The sequence below is a fragment of the Aquabacterium sp. A3 genome, from assembly GCF_038069945.1.
In the GTDB taxonomy this organism is placed as follows: domain Bacteria; phylum Pseudomonadota; class Gammaproteobacteria; order Burkholderiales; family Burkholderiaceae_C; genus Aquabacterium.
The window spans coordinates 1,774,444-1,792,765 of the sequence record NZ_JBBPEV010000001.1 but is presented as its reverse complement, the minus strand read 5'-3'; the positions used below and the strand labels follow the sequence as shown (position 1 = coordinate 1,792,765).

General features: G+C 65.1%; 17 protein-coding genes. 2 read left to right on the top strand and 15 right to left on the bottom strand.

Annotated features, from left to right (window positions below; translation table 11 throughout):
• The first annotated feature begins 12 nt into the window (after positions 1-12).
• Positions 13-1,110: a homocysteine S-methyltransferase family protein gene (locus WNB94_RS07880; RefSeq protein WP_341389513.1), complete on the top strand. Its 1,098-nt coding sequence runs from the start codon at positions 13-15 to the stop codon at positions 1,108-1,110.
• Positions 1,111-1,128: 18 nt separating this feature from the next.
• On the opposite strand, the gene WNB94_RS07875 is transcribed toward WNB94_RS07880, so the two are convergent.
• The 15 genes from WNB94_RS07875 to WNB94_RS07805 form a co-directional block, all read right to left on the bottom strand.
• Positions 1,129-1,752 (bottom strand): lipocalin family protein, encoded by a 624-nt coding sequence (locus tag WNB94_RS07875; RefSeq protein ID WP_341389511.1) that lies wholly within the window; start codon positions 1,750-1,752, stop codon positions 1,129-1,131.
• A 150-nt stretch (positions 1,753-1,902) separates the two neighbouring features.
• Positions 1,903-3,231: a methyl-accepting chemotaxis protein gene (locus tag WNB94_RS07870; RefSeq protein WP_341389509.1), complete on the bottom strand. Its 1,329-nt coding sequence runs from the start codon at positions 3,229-3,231 to the stop codon at positions 1,903-1,905.
• 17 nt (positions 3,232-3,248) lie between these two features.
• Positions 3,249-3,614 carry a response regulator gene (locus tag WNB94_RS07865; protein WP_341389508.1) on the bottom strand — a complete coding sequence of 122 codons (366 nt, stop codon included), beginning with the start codon at positions 3,612-3,614 and terminating at the stop codon, positions 3,249-3,251.
• Positions 3,615-3,649: 35 nt separating this feature from the next.
• The gene (locus tag WNB94_RS07860) at positions 3,650-3,883 is read right to left on the bottom strand and encodes a hypothetical protein (protein WP_341389507.1); all 234 of its coding nucleotides are present in this window, start codon (positions 3,881-3,883) and stop codon (positions 3,650-3,652) included.
• Entirely contained in the window at positions 3,883-6,261 is a 2,379-nt protein-coding gene (locus WNB94_RS07855; RefSeq protein ID WP_341389506.1) for a chemotaxis protein CheW, read from the bottom strand. Before WNB94_RS07855 ends, WNB94_RS07860 begins: the two co-directional genes overlap by 1 nt.
• Complete coding sequence (locus WNB94_RS07850) at positions 6,258-6,674, bottom strand: response regulator (protein WP_341389505.1); 417 nt, start codon at positions 6,672-6,674, stop codon at positions 6,258-6,260. Before WNB94_RS07850 ends, WNB94_RS07855 begins: the two co-directional genes overlap by 4 nt.
• On the bottom strand, positions 6,671-7,537 hold the full coding sequence (locus WNB94_RS07845) for a CheR family methyltransferase (protein ID WP_341389503.1): 867 nt from the start codon (positions 7,535-7,537) through the stop codon (positions 6,671-6,673). The genes WNB94_RS07850 and WNB94_RS07845 overlap by 4 nt, the downstream gene beginning before the upstream one ends.
• Positions 7,534-8,157: a HEAT repeat domain-containing protein gene (locus WNB94_RS07840; RefSeq protein WP_341389502.1), complete on the bottom strand. Its 624-nt coding sequence runs from the start codon at positions 8,155-8,157 to the stop codon at positions 7,534-7,536. Before WNB94_RS07840 ends, WNB94_RS07845 begins: the two co-directional genes overlap by 4 nt.
• Positions 8,135-9,247, bottom strand: a complete 1,113-nt coding sequence (cheB, locus tag WNB94_RS07835; protein WP_341389501.1) for a chemotaxis-specific protein-glutamate methyltransferase CheB — start codon at positions 9,245-9,247, stop codon at positions 8,135-8,137. The genes WNB94_RS07840 and cheB overlap by 23 nt, the downstream gene beginning before the upstream one ends.
• Positions 9,248-9,274: 27 nt before the next feature.
• On the bottom strand, positions 9,275-10,903 hold the full coding sequence (locus WNB94_RS07830) for a chemotaxis protein CheW (RefSeq protein WP_341389500.1): 1,629 nt from the start codon (positions 10,901-10,903) through the stop codon (positions 9,275-9,277).
• Positions 10,904-10,967: 64 nt separating this feature from the next.
• Positions 10,968-12,893, bottom strand: a complete 1,926-nt coding sequence (locus tag WNB94_RS07825; RefSeq protein WP_341389499.1) for a methyl-accepting chemotaxis protein — start codon at positions 12,891-12,893, stop codon at positions 10,968-10,970.
• A gap of 132 nt (positions 12,894-13,025) precedes the next feature.
• Positions 13,026-13,703 (bottom strand): methyl-accepting chemotaxis protein, encoded by a 678-nt coding sequence (locus tag WNB94_RS07820; RefSeq protein WP_445819047.1) that lies wholly within the window; start codon positions 13,701-13,703, stop codon positions 13,026-13,028.
• A 352-nt stretch (positions 13,704-14,055) separates the two neighbouring features.
• A complete protein-coding gene (locus WNB94_RS07815) occupies positions 14,056-14,424 on the bottom strand; it encodes a response regulator (protein WP_341389496.1) in 369 nt (122 codons plus the stop codon).
• A 242-nt stretch (positions 14,425-14,666) separates the two neighbouring features.
• Complete coding sequence (ybeY, locus tag WNB94_RS07810) at positions 14,667-15,104, bottom strand: rRNA maturation RNase YbeY (protein ID WP_341389494.1); 438 nt, start codon at positions 15,102-15,104, stop codon at positions 14,667-14,669.
• Positions 15,101-16,129, bottom strand: coding sequence for a PhoH family protein (locus tag WNB94_RS07805; RefSeq protein WP_341389492.1), 1,029 nt, complete (start codon positions 16,127-16,129; stop codon positions 15,101-15,103). Before WNB94_RS07805 ends, ybeY begins: the two co-directional genes overlap by 4 nt.
• A 116-nt stretch (positions 16,130-16,245) precedes the next feature.
• Here WNB94_RS07805 and WNB94_RS07800 point away from each other — a divergent pair, with 116 nt between their 5' ends.
• Positions 16,246-18,276 carry a sensor histidine kinase gene (locus WNB94_RS07800; RefSeq protein WP_341389491.1) on the top strand — a complete coding sequence of 677 codons (2,031 nt, stop codon included), beginning with the start codon at positions 16,246-16,248 and terminating at the stop codon, positions 18,274-18,276.
• Positions 18,277-18,322: the final 46 nt, after the last annotated feature.

The window sequence follows — 18,322 nt, the reverse complement described above, 5'->3', positions numbered from 1 at the left end:
TAAAATCGGGGCATGAACACGCTCGCCCCATCATCCGCTGCCACGCCTGCCGTGGAGCGTCGCCCCTACACCCGCGCCGCGCAACTGCCCGAGATCATGCGCCAGCGCATCGTGGTGCTGGACGGCGCCATGGGCACCATGATCCAGCGCTACAAGCTGACCGAAGCCGACTACCGTGGCGCGCGGTTCGCCGACCACCCCAAAGACCTCAAGGGCAACAACGAGCTGTTGCAGCTGACCAAACCCGAGGTCATCCGCGAGATCCACGAGCAGTACCTGGCCGCCGGTGCCGACCTGATCGAGACCAACACCTTCGGGGCCACCACCGTGGCGCAAGATGATTACGAGCTGCCCGAGCTGGCCATCGAGATGAACCTGGTGGCCGCACGCATGGCCCGCGAGGCCTGCGACAAGTACAGCACGCCGGACAAGCCGCGCTTTGCGGCCGGCGCCATCGGCCCCACGCCCAAGACGGCCAGCATCAGCCCCGACGTGAACGACCCGGGCGCACGCAATGTCGATTTCGACACCTTGCGCCAGGCCTACTACGAGCAGGCCAAGGCCCTGATGGACGGCGGCTGCGATGTGTTTCTTGTGGAGACCATCTTCGACACGCTCAACGCCAAGGCGGCCATCTTCGCCATCGATCAGCTGTTCGAGGACACTGGCGAGCGCCTGCCCATCATCATCTCAGGCACGGTGACGGACGCCTCAGGGCGCATCCTGTCGGGCCAGACGGTCAGCGCCTTCTGGCACTCGGTGCGCCACGCCCACCCGCTGGCCATCGGCCTGAACTGCGCCCTGGGCGCCACGCTGATGCGGCCCTATGTGGAAGAGCTGGCCAAGATCGCGGGCGACACCTTCATCAGTTGCTACCCCAACGCCGGTTTGCCCAACCCCATGAGCGACACCGGCTTTGACGAAACCCCCGAGATCACGGGTGCTTTGGTCGAAGAGTTTGCCAAAGCGGGCTTTCTCAACATCGCCGGGGGCTGCTGCGGCACCACGCCCGACCACATCGCCGAGATCGCACGCCGCGTGGGCCAATGGAAGCCGCGCTGCCTGCATGAGGGGCAGGCCACGGGCTTCTTCACTGGCCTCAAAGGCTGATTGGCTGAGCCCTCGGCCTCATTGCCACGGGCCGGGCTGAGGCTCTTCCACCAGCCTGCCCAGATCAAACCCCTGTTCAATGAGTTTCGCGTTGATGGTGGCGCGGTCGGTCGGGTCCAGGTAAGGGGTGCGCGACAGGATCCACAGGAATTCTTGCTGGGGTTCGCTGATCACCGCATACCGGTAATCGTCGGCCAGCTGGATCACCCAATAGGGCGCCCATACTGCGTTCAGCCAGGCCAGGAAGGTGGGGGCAAAGCGCACCTCCAGTTTGGAGGTGTCGGTGCCCTTGGCCACCGGGATGCCGAAGAACTTGGGCGGCTTGACACGCGCCGCGCCAATCACCTGGCTGGTGCCGCGGTCGGCCGTGCCACAGGTGTTGATCACTTCCACCTGGCCGGTCATCAGCAGCCGGTAGTCGGCCGTGGTGTTGGCCACGCACTGGCGCTGGAAGGTGTTGGGGTAATAGGCGATCTGGTACCAGCGGCCCTGGAATCGCTGAAGATCGACCGATGACACGGTTTGAAGCGTCGGCGAGGATGAGCCGAACGCCTGGACATGGGGGGTGACCAGCGCACCGGCGGCCACACCGGCTGCCAGCATCAGGGACCGCAGGGCGGGCAAGGAGAGGGCACTGAACATGGCAAGGCTCCAACATTGGTGATGCCCCACGTTACACACACCGTGAGAAGGCGCTACCGATGGCCAGGTCGCCAATGAGGTCAAAACGGCGTCATCCGAAGAGGCCGGGGCACAAATTGCGCCGATCAGGATGTGCGCGTGCCGGGATGCTCAGAACAGCTCGATCTTGGGCACTTCGGGTTCGGGGAGCTTGATGTCGTCGGCGGTGACGTTGGAACGCGCAAACACCACCTCCTTGCCGTTGGCAGGGCGAGCGCGAACAGCGCCTTCCGTCACGGCGGCGTGGGCGATGCGCTGCTCTTCTGTCACGTAGCCGTCGATCCAGCGTTCCATCAGGTCTTCCAGATCTTGCGGCGGCGGGGGCGCATCGCCGCCCACCAGGGCATACAGCGAGGCGCTGTGTTCCGACAGGCTGCCCAGCGCCGATTCGACCTGCTCCAGCAGCTGTCGGTTGATGTCCTGGAACTGCATGTGGCCCATGGCGTCGATGATGTCGGTGGTGATCGAGTCCATGCCATCGCTCATGTTCTGAGACAGCTCCACCAGGTAAGGCACCACCTCGTTGAGGCTGGCGCTGATCTGGGCAATGTGCGTGGCCACCTCGGTGAGGTGCAGGGCCGCACCGCCGTCGCTGTCCAGCTCGTTGGCCTGAGCCAGTTCGCCTTCGATGGTGTCGGCCACCGACTGAATGCCCCGGCTGATCTTGTCGGCGGCCTCGGCCGTCTGCGCCGACAGGCGGCGCACTTCGGCAGCCACCACCTTGAAGCCAGCGCCTTCTTGGCCAGCCCGTGCGGCCTCGATGGAGGCATTGATGGCCAGCAGGTTGGTTTGCTGAGAGATGTCCCCGATGAGCGCTGCCAGCGGCGTCAGGTGACGAACCTGCTCAACCACGGTGCGGATGCGTTCTTGGTTGTCCTGGCGGGCCTGGGCAAAGGCCTGTTGCGAGGCCGACAAGGTTTCCACCGTGGCCTGGTTGCCCGAGGCCTCTTGTTGTGACGACTCGGACAGCACGCGCGAGCGTCCCACCGCCTCGACGATGTGTTGATGCAACTCTGCGCTGCGGTGATGCACGCGGTTCAGACGATTGACCGTTTCCAGCACGGCGTGCTCGGAGGTGCGTATCGTCACGGTCACCTGCTTTTGCAAGATGGCAAAGCACTGCTCCAGCCGGGCCAGATCCTGGCTGATGACTTCGGTGACGGTTTCGGGGGCGTGAACCCGGCTGAGACGGATGTCGGCGCCCAGCAAGCCCAGCACCGCACCGGCCATGACACCCGCCGCCGCTTGCACGCCAAACCAGTCTGCCGCCAGCCAGTGCAGGCCGATGGCGCCACCGCCCACGGCCATCAAGAAGACCCCCCTGCTGAGCCAGCGCATCAGAAGCCTGCGACGCAACGCGCGTTCGGTTTCGGCAGCGTCGGGGGCAGTCGGCGGCGCCAAGGCGCCGGTGGCCAGGTCGGTGGTCTCGTCGTCGTTCATGTGCGCCTTTCCCGCGATCAGGCTCCAGGCAGGACCTGCTTGACCACCTTGACCAGGTCGCTGCCGGTCACCGGCTTGACCAGCCAGCCCGAGGCGCCCAGCTTTTTGGCCTCGTCGCGCTTGGCCGCCTGGCTTTCGGTGGTCAAGGCCAGGATGGGCGTGAAGCGCAGGATCTTGCGCGTTTCCTTGATGAGCAGCAGGCCATCCATCTTGGGCATGTTGATGTCGGTGATGATCAGGTCTGGCTTGAGTCCGGCCTTGATCTTGCCAAGGGCCATCTCGCCGTCCGATGCGGTGTCCACCTTGAACCCGCTGATCTCCAGTGTGCTCTTCAGACTCATCAGCATGGTGCTGGAGTCGTCCACGAGGAAGACGGATTTCACGATGCAGCCTTTCTTGTGATGAGGCCGGGTGGCGATCAGGCCTGGGTATGAGCCAGGGCCTGGCTGAGCAATGGATCGTTGACAGCACCGACCACTTTGGGTCTCACCATCAACAGCACCTGCAGCACGGCGGCATGCAGGTGCACGCATTTAGACAGGTTTACGGCCGGTTTGGCCTGTTGCTTGAGCCAGTCAAACAGCCCTTCAGCATCCTCGACCGTGACAATGTCTTCAAGCGCTGCGTGTTTTTTCAGGTAGCGAATGCCCATCACAAAAGCTCCTTCGGATTGAGAACCATCAGCACGCTGCCGTCGCCCATCAGGGCGGTGCCGGCAAAGCCCGTCAGACCTGCCAGCACGCCTTCGAGTGGCTTGAGGATGATGTCGCTGGAGCCGTGGAACAGGTCGACCAGCAGGCCCACGCTCTCATGGCCGGCGCGCACCACCAACACGGCGTACTCGCTGTCCTCATTCATCACGGGGGGGGCTTCCAGCGCCAGCAGGTCATGCAGGGCTTGCAGTGGCACGATGCGCCCCCGAAGCACCGTGGTACGGGCCTGCTTGAAGTGGTGGATGTCGTCGGTGTGCACACGCACGGTCTCGACGATCAGGTCCATGGGGACCCCGAAGCGACGTCCGGCGGCCTCGATGATCATCACATTCGTCACGGCCATCGACAGGGGCAGCGACAGCCGCAAGCACGTGCCTTTTCCGAACTGGCTGCTGAGCTCCACCGAGCCATTGATGCGCTCCACGGCGGTACGAACCACGTCCATGCCCACGCCGCGCCCTGACAGGTCGGAGATGGTGTCTGCGGTGGAGAAGCCCGGCAGGAAGATGAGCTGCACGGCTTCGGTATCGCTCAGCGTCTGCGCCTTGTCTTCAGGGATCAGCCCGCGTTCGATGGCCTTTTGGCGGATGCGTTGAGGGTCGATGCCCGCGCCATCGTCGTTGATCTCAATCAGCACACGATCGGACTCCTGACGGGCAGAGACACGGATGGTGCCTTGCGCGGCCTTGCCTGCGCGTGTGCGGACATCCGGCATCTCGATGCCATGGTCCAGGCTGTTGCGGATGATGTGGATCAGTGGATCAGCCAGGGACTCGATCACGTTCTTGTCGGCTTCGGTGTCTTCGCCCTCGATCACGAGTTGCACGTCTTTGCCCAGTTTGCGCGAGATGTCGCGCACGAGGCGGCCAAATCGCTGGAAGATCGTGCCCACAGGCATCATGCGCACCTGCATGATGGCGTGCTGCATGTCTTCGGCAATGCGGTTGATCACGGCGTACTGGGCCTTGATCTCGCGGGCCAGTTCGCGTTGCTGAAAGTGGGTTTCTGCCCGTTGCGCCAGGTAGGGCAGCGCGTTCTTGGCCACCACCATTTCGCCGATCAGGTCCATCAGCCGGTCGATCTTCTCTTGGCCCACCTTGAGCACCTTGTGGTGCGCAGGGTCGTCGCCTGCACCTCGCCGTGCGGCGTCTTGCCCCGGTGACGTCAAGGCCTCATCGGCCGGCATGGGCCATGGAGAACCGGGGTCGGTGACCTCGGGGGGGCTGTCTTCGGTGGACGCGAGGTCTGCAGGACGGTGTGCGGCGGCCCAGTGACCCAATGCGGCCGCTGAGACGTCTGCGGGCAACGCTGCCATCGAGTCTTGTGCCTGGGATGCGGTGTCATCGCTCAGCGCCTGCAACAACTGGTGCAGGGCGCGGCGAACGGCCGCCACGGTGCCGGGGCGTGCGCCGCCACGGTTCAGCAACTGCACCTGGTCATCCCAGATCTGCAGGGCGCGCTGTCGAAGCGTCTGGATGTGGCGTTGCGCGGCTTGTTCGGCGGTGCTGGTTGGCGCCTGAGCCGCACCCGATGGGGGTGCCAGGCGACTCAAGGGCAGCACTTCGAGCTGCTCGGCCACGCAGCGGAAGTGGTCCTCGACATAGGCCAGTGGTGCGTCCGACAGGCCGATGAACGACAGGTTGCAGCGATAGCAGTCTGCGTCGGCCAGATCGGGCCAGTCTGTCTGGGTGCCGACGTGCAGGTGCAGCAAGCCCGGGGTTTGCCGGGCCAGCAGCCATGGGTCTTCGCCTTTGAAGAAGCACTCCGGCTCGGGCTGGTAGCGCCAGATGACGGCCTGGGGATGGGTGCGCCAGGGTTGGTCTGGCAGGGCCTCCACCCAGGCCGGGCAGGGCGATGCAGGCTCTGTGGCTGGTGCGGCCGCCGCTTGGGATGACGGCGCAGCAGCGATTGGCGGTGCGGGGGGGGGCGCGTTCAGCAGGGCACGCAGCGCCGAGGCCAGTTGGGTCGAGCGCCCATCGGCAGAGGCTGCGATCTTTCCGTCGCGTTCAATCTGATCAACCAGCTGAGCGGTGTAGTCCATGGCCTCCAGCAAGGCGTCGGCCATGTCGTTGTTGTACGCCAGGGCCCCCTGGCGCACGCGGTCCAGCAGGTCTTCGCCGGCGTGCACCACGCGTTCCATGGCCTTGAATTCAAACAGCCCGCAATTGCCCTTGAGCGTGTGCACCAGGCGAAACAGGTCATTGAGCAGTTCAGGGTCGGTGGGTGCCTTCTCGATGTCCAGCAGTCGTTGCCCCACCTGCTCCAGGCACTCGCGCGCTTCCAGGATGAACTGGTCCAGCAGTTCGGTCTGGTTCATGGTCTCACTCCTTCAGCGGCCTTCAAGGCGGCGGCCCGATCGCCCAGCAACAGCGCTGCTGTCAGCACCAGCTCTTGCGGCTTGGCAGGCTTGATCAGGTAACAGTTGGCCCCGGCATCGAAGGCGGTCTGAGTGTCCTGGCTCTGGGCCTCGGTCGACACCATCATCACCGGGGTCTGACGGGCGGCACTCAGTTGGCGAAGCTCTCGCACAAAGGTGAACCCGTCCATCTTGGGCATGTTGATGTCCACCACGTACAGGTCGAACCCCTCGTCGTCGGTCAACATGCCAACCTTCTCCAGGGCCTCCAGCCCATTGATGGCCTCTTCGGTGTCCCAGCCTGCATCCCCCAGGATCTTGCGGTGGTACATGCGCACGGTGGCGGCGTCGTCAATCACAAGGATGCGGCTCATTTGCGGCCCTCCAGCGGCTTTTCGTAGACCATGGCATCCGGAAAGCGTCGGACGTCGAACAGGGAAGAGATTCGGCTCATGGATTCAGAGTGACCCAGGCAGATGAAGCCGCCGGGGCGCAGGGCATCGAACATGGCTTCGGCGGCGGTGCGCCGCGACAGGTCATCGAAGTAGATGAGCAGGTTGCGGCAAAAGATCACGTCGATGTCCCGAAAGCGCTGGGTGTCTTTGGGATCGCACAGGTTGACGCGGCTGAAGTCCACCGCATCGACGATGTCGCGTGACAGCTGCCATTGCCCCTCGCCCATCTTGCGAAAGTACTTGTTGAGGTAAGCCTTGGGCAGGTTGGCCACAGACCGGTCCGAGTACACCCCCTGCTGGGCGGCGCGCAACACCGAGGTGTCGATGTCCGAGGACAGGATCTCCACCTCGTAGTCGTCGATGTGGGGCCAGCGCTCCAGCAGGTACAGCGCGATGGAGTAGGGCTCTTCTCCGGTGGACGAGGGAATGGACCAGATGCGAATGCGTGACCCCGGCTTGCGCCGCGACGTGATGTCGTCGAGCATGCTGTTGACCAGGCAGTCGAACTGATAGGCTTCGCGAAAGAAATAGGTTTCGTTGACCGTCATCGCATTGACGAGGGCCTGCATCTCGTCGCCACTGGTCTCGAACCGGAGCTTGATGAAGTAGTTGCGGAAGTTCTCGCTGTCGGTGAGTTCGATGCGCTCGACCAGGCGCTTGTCCACAAAGTAGCGCTTGGATTGGTCGAACTGGATCCCGGTCTTGCGGTAGAAGAACTCTCTGAACTTCTCGAAGTCCGCTTCCGAGATCGTGGGCTTGGCCAAGGCGGCGGCAGCTTTCATGATGCTTCGATTCGTTGCTGCGCCATGTCTGCAGCGAATCCGATGAACGCGTCATCGGGAAAGCGTTGACGGGCCTGCTCGATGAAGGGCAATGCGGCGGTGGTGCCACTTTCGGCCGCCACTTCCAGGGCAGCGGCAACCACATTGACGTGCGGGTCGCGCTGAAGCGCACCGCTGACCCAGCGCATCACGTCCGGGTGTCGCAACTCGTTGAGCACATTGAGGGTGAAGATGCGCACATCGGCGTCCGGGTCGTCCAGCAGTCGCTCCACATGCGGTCCCATGGCCTGAGGCATGCTGGACAGCACCTCGATGGCCGAGTTGCGCAGGTTGGCGTCTTCGCTGCGCAGCAGTGGCATCAGCCCGGCGGCCACCTCGGGGCTGCCTTCGCGGCGCAGCGTGGTGAAGATCATTTCACGCACGGCGTGGTCGGTTTCGTGGTGCAGGTGTTCGCACAAGGTGGGGGCCACCTGTGCCACATGCCCCAGGTCGCGCACCGCCCAGCGGCGCACGGTGGGATCAGGGTCCTGCAGTTGCAGGCACAGGCCTTCAAGGTCGCGCGCGTACTCGCGGGGTGCAACCCGGCGCAGGCCGCCTTCAGTGGCTTTTCGCAATCCCATCGCGGGTCCTTTCCTTGCGGTGCAGCCAGCCCAGCAGCTGCCTGGCGATCTGGTGGCAGGGCAGCACCACACTGGCGCCGCCGGCTTCAATCAGTTCTTGTGGCATGCCAAACACCACGGCGGTGGATTCGGCTTCGGCGATGGTGCGGCCACCTCGGCGCTTGAGTTCTGTCATGGCCTTGGCGCCGTCATCGCCCATGCCGGTGAGCTGAACTCCGGTGATCTGGCTTGGGGGCAGGTGGCGCATGGCGCTGTTCACCAGCACATCAACTGAAGGGTGCCAGGGGTGTCCGGGTGTCTCGGGCTTGGGGGCGGCCACCAGGCGTCCCAGGCGTTCCATCACGATCATGTCGGTACCGCCCTGACCGATGTAGACGTGGCCGGGCTCCAGGGGGCGAGGGGTGTTGACCTCGGTCACGGGCATGGCACACAACCGGTCCATGCGGCGTGCAAAGGCGTCCGTGAAGTTCGGGGGCATGTGTTGCGCGACCAGCACCGCACAGGGGAAGTCCGCCGGCAGCGCGGGCAGGATGTCTTCCAGTGTGCGTGGTCCGCCAGTCGAGACGCCCACGACCACCAGCGACAGTTCGTGGCGCCCTGCGCTGTGCGCCGCTGAAGGGGCCGACGGGCGCACCGCCGGTCCAGGGCGCGCGGGTGTCGGGTGGCGCACAGGCTCGGCGGGGGTGTGCCGCGTCTTGGGATGTGCCCGCAAGGCGGCCCGCACCTTGCTCAGCAATTGCTGTGCAATGTCGTCGATGGACAAGGAGATCGTGCCGCCCGGCTTGGTGATGAAATCCACCGCACCCAGCGCCAGGGCCTCCAGCGTTGCCAGGGCGCCTTCTTCGGTCAGCGACGACACCATGATCACCGGTGTGGGCCGGGCCGCCATGATCAGCGACAGGGCGGTCAGGCCGTCCATGCGCGGCATGTTGATGTCCAGGGTCACCACATCGGGTTGCCATTCCACCAGCGTTTCAACCGCTTCGGTTCCGTTGTTTGCCGTGCGCGTGTCGTGACCAGCTTCGTTCAGCACCCCCGTGATCAATCGCCGCATCAGGGCCGAGTCGTCCACCACCAGCACCTTGGCCATGGTCAGTCTCCTTCAGTCTCGCGAGGATCAGGCCGCACGCGCGGCAGGCAGCGCGGGGGCGTGGTCCTGATCCTGGCCAAAGGCTTGGGTGATGGCGCTCATTTCGGTGCCCCTCAGCAGGTGTGTGGGGTCAAGCAGCATCACGAGACGGTCGCCATCCAGTCGGGCCACCTGGCGAATCAGTCGGCTTTGTTCGCTCGACATCTCCGGGGCAGGGGCCAATTGGCCGCGCGGAATGCGCAAGACCTCTGCCACCGAATCGACGATGAAGCCGGTGCGCAGTCCGCCCAGCAGGTACACCATGATGCGCTGTCGGTCGTTGCGTTCGATGGCGGGCATGTCCAGGCGGGTGCGCTGGTCGATCACCGGCAGCACCGTGCCTCGCAGGTTGATCACGCCTTCCACGAAGTGGGGTGTCTTGGGCACACGGGTCAGGCTGTCGGGCACCCGCACGATCTCTTGAACGCTCATGATGGGCACGGCGAACTCTTCGTCACCCAGCCGGAAGATCACCACCTGGGCGTCGTCGTCGGTGATGTCGGTGACGGGGTCGGTGCTGGGTCCAGGCATGGCGTGGGTCTCCTTGTCCTCGGTGTGTGGGGTGGCATGTCGCGCAGCGGCATCCAGGGCATCCCGAATGCCCGACAAGCCGAGCAGACGGTCGGTGGCGATGATCGAGACCAGTCGTTTGCCACCGTCCAGTCGGCAGATGGACGAGAACTCCTGCATCTGCTGGTCTTGCGCCAGGATGCCGGGCATGGGCTCGGTTTCGCTGGCGGGCACGCTCAGCACCTCTTTGACCGAATCGGTCACCAGGCCCACCTGAGCGCCACCTGGCAGCGCGATCACCACGATGCGGTGGTGCTCGCCCATGGCTTCATCCGGCAAGGCAAACAGCGCGCGCAGGCTGACCAGGGGCAGCAGTCGCTGGCGCAGCGAGATCAGCCCCAGCACGTGGGCGGGCACATTGGGCATGGCCGTGATGTGTTCAGGCACCTGCACGATTTCCTGCACGTCGGCGATGTCGATGGCGTACTCTTGCGATGCCACTGAAAACGACACCAGGCGGCGCTCGTCGCTGTGATCGTCGCTGTCGTCACCATTGGCGGCAACACCGTCCATGGGCGTGTGGTTTGGCCCCTCGGCGCGACGCTGTTGATCCACTTCACGGAAGTGGCTGTTGACAAGGCGGTCAAAGTCCAGCGTCATCAGCAGGTCTTGCCCTCCGTCGGCGCGTGGACGTTTGATCACACCCGTCAGGTAGTCGGCCGACACGATGCTCTGGATGGCGCTGGCGGGTTCGATCTCGCCGGGCTCTACATTGAGCACACTGGCCACACGGTCCACCACGAACCCCAGGGGCTGTCCCAGGTTGATCACCAGTGCCCTTGTGGCGTCGTCGTGCGCCTGTGCGGGGCAGGCAAACAGACGGCGCAGGCTGATGATGGGCAAGACCCGGCCACGCAGGTTGGCCAGGCCATCCAGCACGGCGGGGGCCAGTGGCAATTGGGCCACCTGGGGCACACGAATGATCTCCTGCACAGGCCCCATGGGCACAGCAAACATTTCGCCGGCCACTGAAAAGCTCACAAACTGCAGGCTCTGGGTGAGCTCACCCTCGTCGGCCTGTTCCATCGACATCACGGCATTGCTCATGACACACCTCGTTGGTCATTGGGTGGTCCGGGCCGTGGCAGCCAGCCCGGTGGCGCAGGGGTGCTCAGTTGCTTTGCAGCTCGTCGGCCAGCGAGGCGATCTCTTCAATGGCGGCTGACAACTCTTCGGCCCCTTGAGATTGCTGGCGTGCAGCAGCGGCGGCCTGCTCTGCGGCTTTCTCGGCCTGTTGGGCCGCAGACGAGACCTGCTCCACGCCCACCTTGATCTGGGTGAGCGCTGCAGCGATCTCTTGCGCAGCGTTGACGGCCTCCAGGTTGCCCGCCTCGACCTGCGAGACCTTGTTCTCGATCTCCAGCAGGTTGGTGGTGATGGAGCGGGCCTTGTCCACCTCGCTCAGTGCGGTGCCCATGATCTCTGACAAGTCCCGGCCAACCAGACCGATCTGATCCTGGATGGCCTTGACCATGTCTTTGATGCGGTCGGCGTTTTCGGCCGAGTCATGGGCCAGGTTGCGGATGTCGGTGGCCACCACGACAAAGCCTTTGCCGTACTCGCCGGCACGGGCGGCTTCGATGCTGCCATTGACCGCCAGCATGTTGGTCTGGATAGACACCTGGGTGATCGCATCGACGATCTTGTCGATCTTGCGCGACACCAGCTCCAGTTCCTTGATCTGCTTCATGCTGCCGCGTGTGGCGCTCACGCCCGTCGAGATGCTGGTGATCAGCGCGTCGATGTTTTTCTTGTTGTCGCCCATCAACTCCTTGATGGCGGCGGCGCGGGTGTTGGCCTGGGTGGCGCGGCCTTCGGCCACCTGGGCGCCTTTTTCGATCTGCGTCACGGCGGCCGCCGACTGCGTGGTGGCTGCGGCCTGGCCCTGGGCACCTTTGCGGATTTGCTCCAGGGCGACCATGATCTGACTGGCCGACCGCGAGATTTCCTGCACGGCCGATGACAACTCTTCGGCCGAGCTGGCCACCTCTTCGGCGCTCTTGCCAATGTCCGTCGAGTTCTTCAAGTCTTCGGCCAGCTCCGACAGGGACTGTGCCGTCTGCTCGCATTCAGACAATGCCACCGTTTGTTCGGACACGGTCTTGTTGGCTTCTTCGCAGGCCGAGGACTGTTCCTGCGCTGCCGCAGCGATTTGTTCAGCACCCTTGAGGGCCTGTTGCGCGGCCACGTTACTTTGGGTGGCGGCGGATGCGATCTCGGCGGCGCCAGCGGCGATGTCTGCGGCGTCGGTGCGGATGCGCTCCAGCTGGGTCGTGATGACGCTGCTCTTTTCGACTTCGTTCTTGATGGTGTCGGCGGCGTCATTGATGCCATCGGCAATGACCTTGACCTCACCCTGGATCTGGCCCACCAGCTCCTGAATCTGGGACGCGCTTTTCTCTGAGCTCTCGGCCAGCGTGCGCACCTCATCGGCCACCACGGCAAAGCCCTTGCCATGCTTGCCGGCACGGGCCGCCTCAATGGCCGCGTTCAAGGCCAGCAGGTTGGTCTGGTCGGCAATGCGCGCCACGGCTTTGACGATGTCGCCAATGTTGGCGGCCTGGCGCTCCAGTTCGGCCACCATCTTCACCGACTCGGCCTGACGGTCTGCGGCCACGGTCACATTGCGGATGGTGCTGCTGACTTCTTCATTGATCACTGCGGCCAGCGTGCGCATGCCGTCGGCCATGTGCTGCGCCTGGTTGACGGCTGCCAGCTGCCGGCTGATGGCGCCGCTGACCTGCGTGATTGCTGCCAGGGATTCCTGGGCCGCGCCCGAGGCTTCTTCCGCGCCAGTGGCGATCTGCCCTGCCGCGCGCTTGAGCTCTTCGGCTGCGGAGGCCGATTCATTGATGCCCGCCGACAATTGAGATGACGCCGCCGCCACCCGCTCGGCCGCCTGCTGCTGCTTGGCCAGCGTGCGCGCGCGTTTGCGCTGGGCATCGGCGTCGCGCGCCACGGATTTGCTCACCACCGTCGGGATGGCGTGCAGGGAGGGAGAGTCGTCCGACGAGCGGGTCTTGCGGATCAGGGCCATGTTGAGCGTCCTCAAAAAGGGGGGGGGGGTGACGACTCCGAACTTCCACAAGTCGCGTCACACCAGTATTTCGGAGGCGCTCTTTCCGGGCTTGAATGAAAAAACGTGCATTAAGTGCACATTTCCGGGGCCTCAGAACAATTCGATGGTCGGCGCTGCTGCGCTGGGAGTCACTCCGGCCTGCGTGGTCACCCGCTGGTGGGCCGTGCGCTGGGCGTCCATCACATAACTTTGTTGCCAGTCGTCCAGCAACTGTCTCAGGGCCTGGGCGCGCTCGGTGGTCGTGGGGTCTGAGTGGTGCCCGGCGTCCGCCAGGTGCCCGGCGATGTCCTGCAGCGCCTGGCTGACCCGCTCCAGCAATTGCCGACTGACGTCCTGAAACTGCATGTGGCCCAACACATCCACCATGTCACGGCGGATGTCCTGCATGCTGGCCTCCATCTCTTCAGACAAGGCTTTGAGCTGGCACGCCACCACGCCCGGGCGGGTGCCCATGTCGCGGATGCCTTCGCCAATGCGTGCCAGCGCCGCCAGATCGACGGATTCGGCCAGCTCTTGCTGCGAGGCTTGCTGGTGCGTGTCGGCGATCGCCTGGATGCTGGCCGTGATGCTTTCGGCGGCCTGCGCCGTCTGGGTGGACAGGCGCCGCACCTCTTGAGCCACCACCTTGAAGCCCGCCCCTTCGGGGCCGGCGCGGGCGGCCTCGATCGCGGCATTGATGGCCAGCAGGTTGGTCTGCCGCGCCACTTCGGCGATCAGCTCGGCCGAGGGTGTCAGCGCCGCCACCTGCGACAACAAGGTTTGCACCATCTGCTGGTGCCCCTGCTGGCTGGCCTTGAAACGTGACTCCTGCTCTCCCAGGCATGACAGGGCCTGGTGCTGCGCCTCAGCCTGCAGGACCGTGTCGGCCGACAGGTGACCCGACTGGCGCGTGGCCGATCCCAGCTCGTCTTGCAGCGCGTTGCAACGCTCGTGAATGGCCTGCAGTCGCGCCACCATCTCCAGCACGGCCGTGTGACTGGTGCGCTCGGCTTCGCGCACCTGCTGGTCGAGGATGTGCATGCATTGGGTCAGCACCTCGAAAGACGCTGCGCCGGAGCGCTGGCGACTGACGGGCTGCCACCACGCCCACAGGCGTTGCCAGAGCTTGGGCATGCCTGCCTCACGCCGTCTGAGCGGATACCTGATGAATCAACTTCATCAGGTCGCTGCCCTTGGCGGGCTTGAGCATCCAGCCGGTGGCGCCCAGGCGGCGTGCCTCGTCGCGGTGCTGCTTCTGACCCTCGGTGGTCAGCGCCAGGATGGGGGTGAAGCGCAGTTTGGCCCGCGCCTGACGGATGAACTCGATGCCGTCCATGCGCGGCATGTGGATGTCCGTGATGATGATGTCCGGCTTGAGTCCTGCCTGCAGCTTGTGCATGGCCTGCTCGCCGTCTGAAGCCACTTCCACCTTGAACCCGCTGATCTCCAGTCCGGCTTTCATGCTCATGAGCATGGTGGTGGAGTCATCGACCAGGAGAACCGTTTTCATGCTGCATCCCAGGGCTGCCATCCGCAGGCCGACCATCGACCTTCAGGGCATGAGGCAGTATCGGATGACCACCCTGTCCACTGGAGTCTGTCGCATCGCGCCAAGGCCCTCGTGGCGCATTACTGCCCAGAGATCGTGGCCAGGCTTGATTTGACGTTTTATTGGCCTAGACAAACACTCGTCGAATTAAATTGATTCGCATCAAAAATGCAGTCTGGCCTGGACAAATCGCCGGTATGGGCTCAGGCATACGGGTCGTCAAACCCCAGCCCCGCCAGGATCTCGCGCTCGCGCGCTTCCATGGCCTCGGCTTCTTTCTTCTTCAGGTGGTCCCAGCCCTGCGCGTGCAGGGTGCCGTGCACCAGCATGTGGGCGTAGTGGGCTTGCAGCGACTTGCCCTGCTCTTGCGCCTCTTGCTCGATCACGGGCGCGCAGATGATGAGGTCGGCCATTACCACGGGCGCTTGCGCGTAGTCGAAGGTCAGCACGTTGGTGGCGTAGTCCTTCTTGCGGAAGTCGCGGTTCAGGGCCTGGCCCTCTTCGGCGTCGACGATGCGCACCGCGATCTCGGCGTCCGTGTCCAGCGCCGCGCGAATCCAGCGCGCCACCTTGTGGCGGGGCAGGGTGTCGCGGTGGCGCTTGTCGGCGAACTGAAGGGACAGGCTCAGGCTGGGTTTCATGCGTCGGGGTCGGCAGGGGTGTGCTTGTCGGGGGTGCGTTCGCTGGCCTGGGCCGCCTGCGCGGCGTCGTAGGCCTCGACGATGCGGGCCACCAGGGGGTGCCGCACCACGTCGGCCGCGGTGAAGTGGGTGAAGGCCACGCCCTTCACCCGGCGCAGGATGCGTTCGGCCTCGATCAGGCCGCTGCGCGCGCCCCGGGGCAGGTCGATCTGGCTGACGTCGCCCGTGACCACGGCCTTGGTGCCGAAGCCGATGCGGGTGAGGAACATCTTCATCTGCTCGGGCGTGGTGTTCTGGGCTTCGTCCAGGATGACGAAGGCGTGGTTGAGCGTGCGCCCGCGCATGAAGGCCAGCGGGGCGATCTCGATCAGGCCCTTCTCGAAGGCCTTGGTCACGCGGTCGAAGCCCATCAGGTCATAGAGCGCGTCGTACAGGGGGCGCAGGTAGGGGTCGACCTTTTGCGTCAGGTCGCCAGGCAGGAAGCCCAGGCGCTCGCCGGCCTCCACCGCCGGGCGCGTCAGCACGATGCGCTGCACGGCGCTGCGCTCCAGCGCGTCAACGGCACAGGCCACGGCCAGGAAGGTTTTGCCCGTGCCCGCCGGGCCGATGCCGAAGCTCAGGTCGTGCGCCATGATCTGCCGCAGGTACGTCACCTGGTTGGGCGTGCGGCCCTGCAGGTCGGTGCGCCGGGTGTGCAGGGTGGGGCCTTCGGGCCCATCGTCGCTTGCGGTGCCCGGGGTATCGCCCCCCGTGGCGTGCTGGCGCAGGCTGCGCTGGTGGGTGGCGATGGTGAGCTGCACCGCCTCCAGGCTCAAGGCGCGGGTGGTGCGGGCGTACAGCTCGTCGAGCGTGGCGGCCACCACATGCACCACATGGCGCTCGCCTTCGATGCGAAACCGCTCACCCCGGCGCGCCAGCGTCACCTGAAAGGCGGCCTCCACGGCGCGCAGGTGCTCGTCCAGCGGACCGCACAGGCGGGCCAGGCGGGCGTTGTCGGCGGGGGCAAGACTGTGGCGAAGCAGCATGGGGGCAGGGGTGAGTGCGCGACGCGCGGTGAAAGATGGGCCTTGAATTGTCGCTTGCCCGGGGCTTCACCATGTGACAAGTCACGCGACAATGTCAAAAGATTGTTGCACCCGCCATGCCAGACCACACCTCTTCTGCCGCCTCGCCTGGAGCCATGCACCGCGCCGCCCGCCAGTTTCAGCGCTGGGCGTCGCAGGCCCAAGGGCGCGCGGGGTGGCTGGGCCTGGTGGTGGTGAGCCTGGTGCTGGCCCTGGCCACCGGCGCCGGGGTGTGGTGGCTGACGCAGTCCTCGCGCAACCTCACGCAGCCCTTGACGCAAGCCAAGGACGCTGGCGTGCAGGTGCTCAACCGGGCCTGGGCGGTGCGGGGTGAGCAGGCGGTGTTTCCGGCGTCTGGCGTGGGGCGGCTGGTGGCCTTGCCCGACGAGTGGTCCAACACGCAGGCGGGCTACCAGGGGCCCGTTTGGTATCGTTTTCTGTTTGATGCACCCGTGCCCGACCCGCGCGCCGACCTGATCGCGCTGCACATCGAGCGGGCCTGTTCGGCCGTCGAGGTGCACCTCAATGGTCAACTGCTGTACCGCAGCGGTCACATGAGCGAGCCCGTGGCCCGTCAGTGCCACCGGTCTCACCTGGTGCCCCTGCCGTCGGCCCTCATGAAGGGGCGCGACAACCAGCTTGACCTCAAGGTGGTGGGCTACCCCCTGGAGCGCGTCACCGCGCGCGAGCGGGCCGGTGGGCTGGCGGGCGTGCGCATCGGCCCCTTGCCGGCATTGCGCGCCTTGCATGAGGCACATGTCTTCTGGACCACCACCGTCTCGCAGGCCCTGGGCGGCGTGCTGTTGGTGCTGGGCGCCTTTGCGCTGGGGCTGGCCTGGGTGCGGCGCCTGCCCTACCTGGTGTATTTCGGCCTGCTCACCATGGGCTGGGCCTTCATGAGCGGGCGCTTCATCCCCGATGACTGGCCCATCCCGAACGCCGCCGTTGAGGTGCTGATCGCCATGGTGTTTGCGCCCATGACGGCGCTGGCCGTGCAGTTTCTGCTGGGCTATGCCGGCGATGCGCGCCTGGTGATCCGGGGGGTGGACTGGCGCGGCCGCATCCTGTGGCTGCTGTGGGCGCAGTGCCTGCTGTTTCCCATCAGCCTGGCCCTGGTGGGCGAGAACGTGCTGTTCCTGGCCACGCGGGTGTGGTTCGTGCTGTTTGCGCTGGAGCTGTTTGCCGCCATCGGCTACTTTCTGTGGGCCGCAGGGCGCGGTGGCCGGGTCGAGTTCTGGCTGATGAGCGTGGCCCTGGGCGCGGTGGCGGCCGTCGTGGGCATCGAGTTGGCGTTTCAGCTGGGCTGGCTGGAGATGTGGGGGGTGCACATCACCCACTTCGTCATGCCCTTGCTGTACGGGGCGGTGGCCGTGCGGCTCATCCAGGTCTATGCCAAGGCCCTGCAGACGGCCGAAGGCGCCCGCATGCAGCTGGAAAAGCGCGTGCAGGAAATCAGTGTCGAGATCGAGCGCAACTTCACCCAGATCGCCGAGTTGCGGGTGGAACAGATCGCCGAAAAAGAGCGCAAGCGCATCGCCGCCGACCTGCACGATGACCTGGGCGCCAAGTTGCTGACCATCGTGCACACGAGCGACAACGACCGCATCTCCAGCCTGGCGCGCGAGGCGCTGGAAGAGATGCGCCTGTCGGTGCGTGGCCTCACCGGGCGGCCCATGGTGCTGTCCGATGCCCTGGCCGACTGGCGCAGCGAGGTGGTGTCCCGCCTGGGGCAGGCCGGCATCGAGTGCGAGTGGCGCAATCCCAACGACATCGTGGAAGAGCCGCTGTCGTCGCGCACCTATGTGCAGACCACCCGCATCGTGCGCGAGGCCGTCAGCAACGTGATCAAGCACAGCGGGGCCTCACACGTGATCGTCTCGGCCGAGGTGGACCTGGACAACCACGTGTTCATGCTGGTGATCCAGGACAACGGTCGCGGCATTCCGCTGGAGCTGGATGGCCGCCTGGACCGGGGCCATGGCATGACCACCATGAAGCACCGCGCCAAGCAGCTCAACGGGCAATGCCTGGTGGAATCGGGCCCCGGCTTTGGCACCGTGATCCGCATGACGCTGCCCTTGGAGATGGCCGTGGCGGTGAAGGCCTGATAGCATCACGTTTTAAAGTACGCAATATCGTAGTGAGGCCCAGCAC

Excerpts from the sequence above, each read along its gene's own strand:
- WNB94_RS07880 (WP_341389513.1), top strand. The coding sequence starts at position 13 with ATGAACACGCTCGCCCCATCATCCGCTGCCACGCCTGCCGTGGAGCGT.
- WNB94_RS07875 (WP_341389511.1), bottom strand. The coding sequence starts at position 1,752 with ATGTTCAGTGCCCTCTCCTTGCCCGCCCTGCGGTCCCTGATGCTGGCA.
- WNB94_RS07870 (WP_341389509.1), bottom strand. The coding sequence starts at position 3,231 with ATGAACGACGACGAGACCACCGACCTGGCCACCGGCGCCTTGGCGCCG.
- WNB94_RS07860 (WP_341389507.1), bottom strand. The coding sequence starts at position 3,883 with ATGGGCATTCGCTACCTGAAAAAACACGCAGCGCTTGAAGACATTGTC.
- WNB94_RS07855 (WP_341389506.1), bottom strand. The coding sequence starts at position 6,261 with ATGAACCAGACCGAACTGCTGGACCAGTTCATCCTGGAAGCGCGCGAG.
- WNB94_RS07850 (WP_341389505.1), bottom strand. The coding sequence starts at position 6,674 with ATGAGCCGCATCCTTGTGATTGACGACGCCGCCACCGTGCGCATGTAC.
- WNB94_RS07845 (WP_341389503.1), bottom strand. The coding sequence starts at position 7,537 with ATGAAAGCTGCCGCCGCCTTGGCCAAGCCCACGATCTCGGAAGCGGAC.
- WNB94_RS07840 (WP_341389502.1), bottom strand. The coding sequence starts at position 8,157 with ATGGGATTGCGAAAAGCCACTGAAGGCGGCCTGCGCCGGGTTGCACCC.
- cheB (WP_341389501.1), bottom strand. The coding sequence starts at position 9,247 with ATGGCCAAGGTGCTGGTGGTGGACGACTCGGCCCTGATGCGGCGATTG.
- WNB94_RS07830 (WP_341389500.1), bottom strand. The coding sequence starts at position 10,903 with ATGAGCAATGCCGTGATGTCGATGGAACAGGCCGACGAGGGTGAGCTC.
- WNB94_RS07825 (WP_341389499.1), bottom strand. The coding sequence starts at position 12,893 with ATGGCCCTGATCCGCAAGACCCGCTCGTCGGACGACTCTCCCTCCCTG.
- WNB94_RS07820 (WP_445819047.1), bottom strand. The coding sequence starts at position 13,703 with ATGGTGCAAACCTTGTTGTCGCAGGTGGCGGCGCTGACACCCTCGGCC.
- WNB94_RS07815 (WP_341389496.1), bottom strand. The coding sequence starts at position 14,424 with ATGAAAACGGTTCTCCTGGTCGATGACTCCACCACCATGCTCATGAGC.
- ybeY (WP_341389494.1), bottom strand. The coding sequence starts at position 15,104 with ATGAAACCCAGCCTGAGCCTGTCCCTTCAGTTCGCCGACAAGCGCCAC.
- WNB94_RS07805 (WP_341389492.1), bottom strand. The coding sequence starts at position 16,129 with ATGCTGCTTCGCCACAGTCTTGCCCCCGCCGACAACGCCCGCCTGGCC.
- WNB94_RS07800 (WP_341389491.1), top strand. The coding sequence starts at position 16,246 with ATGCCAGACCACACCTCTTCTGCCGCCTCGCCTGGAGCCATGCACCGC.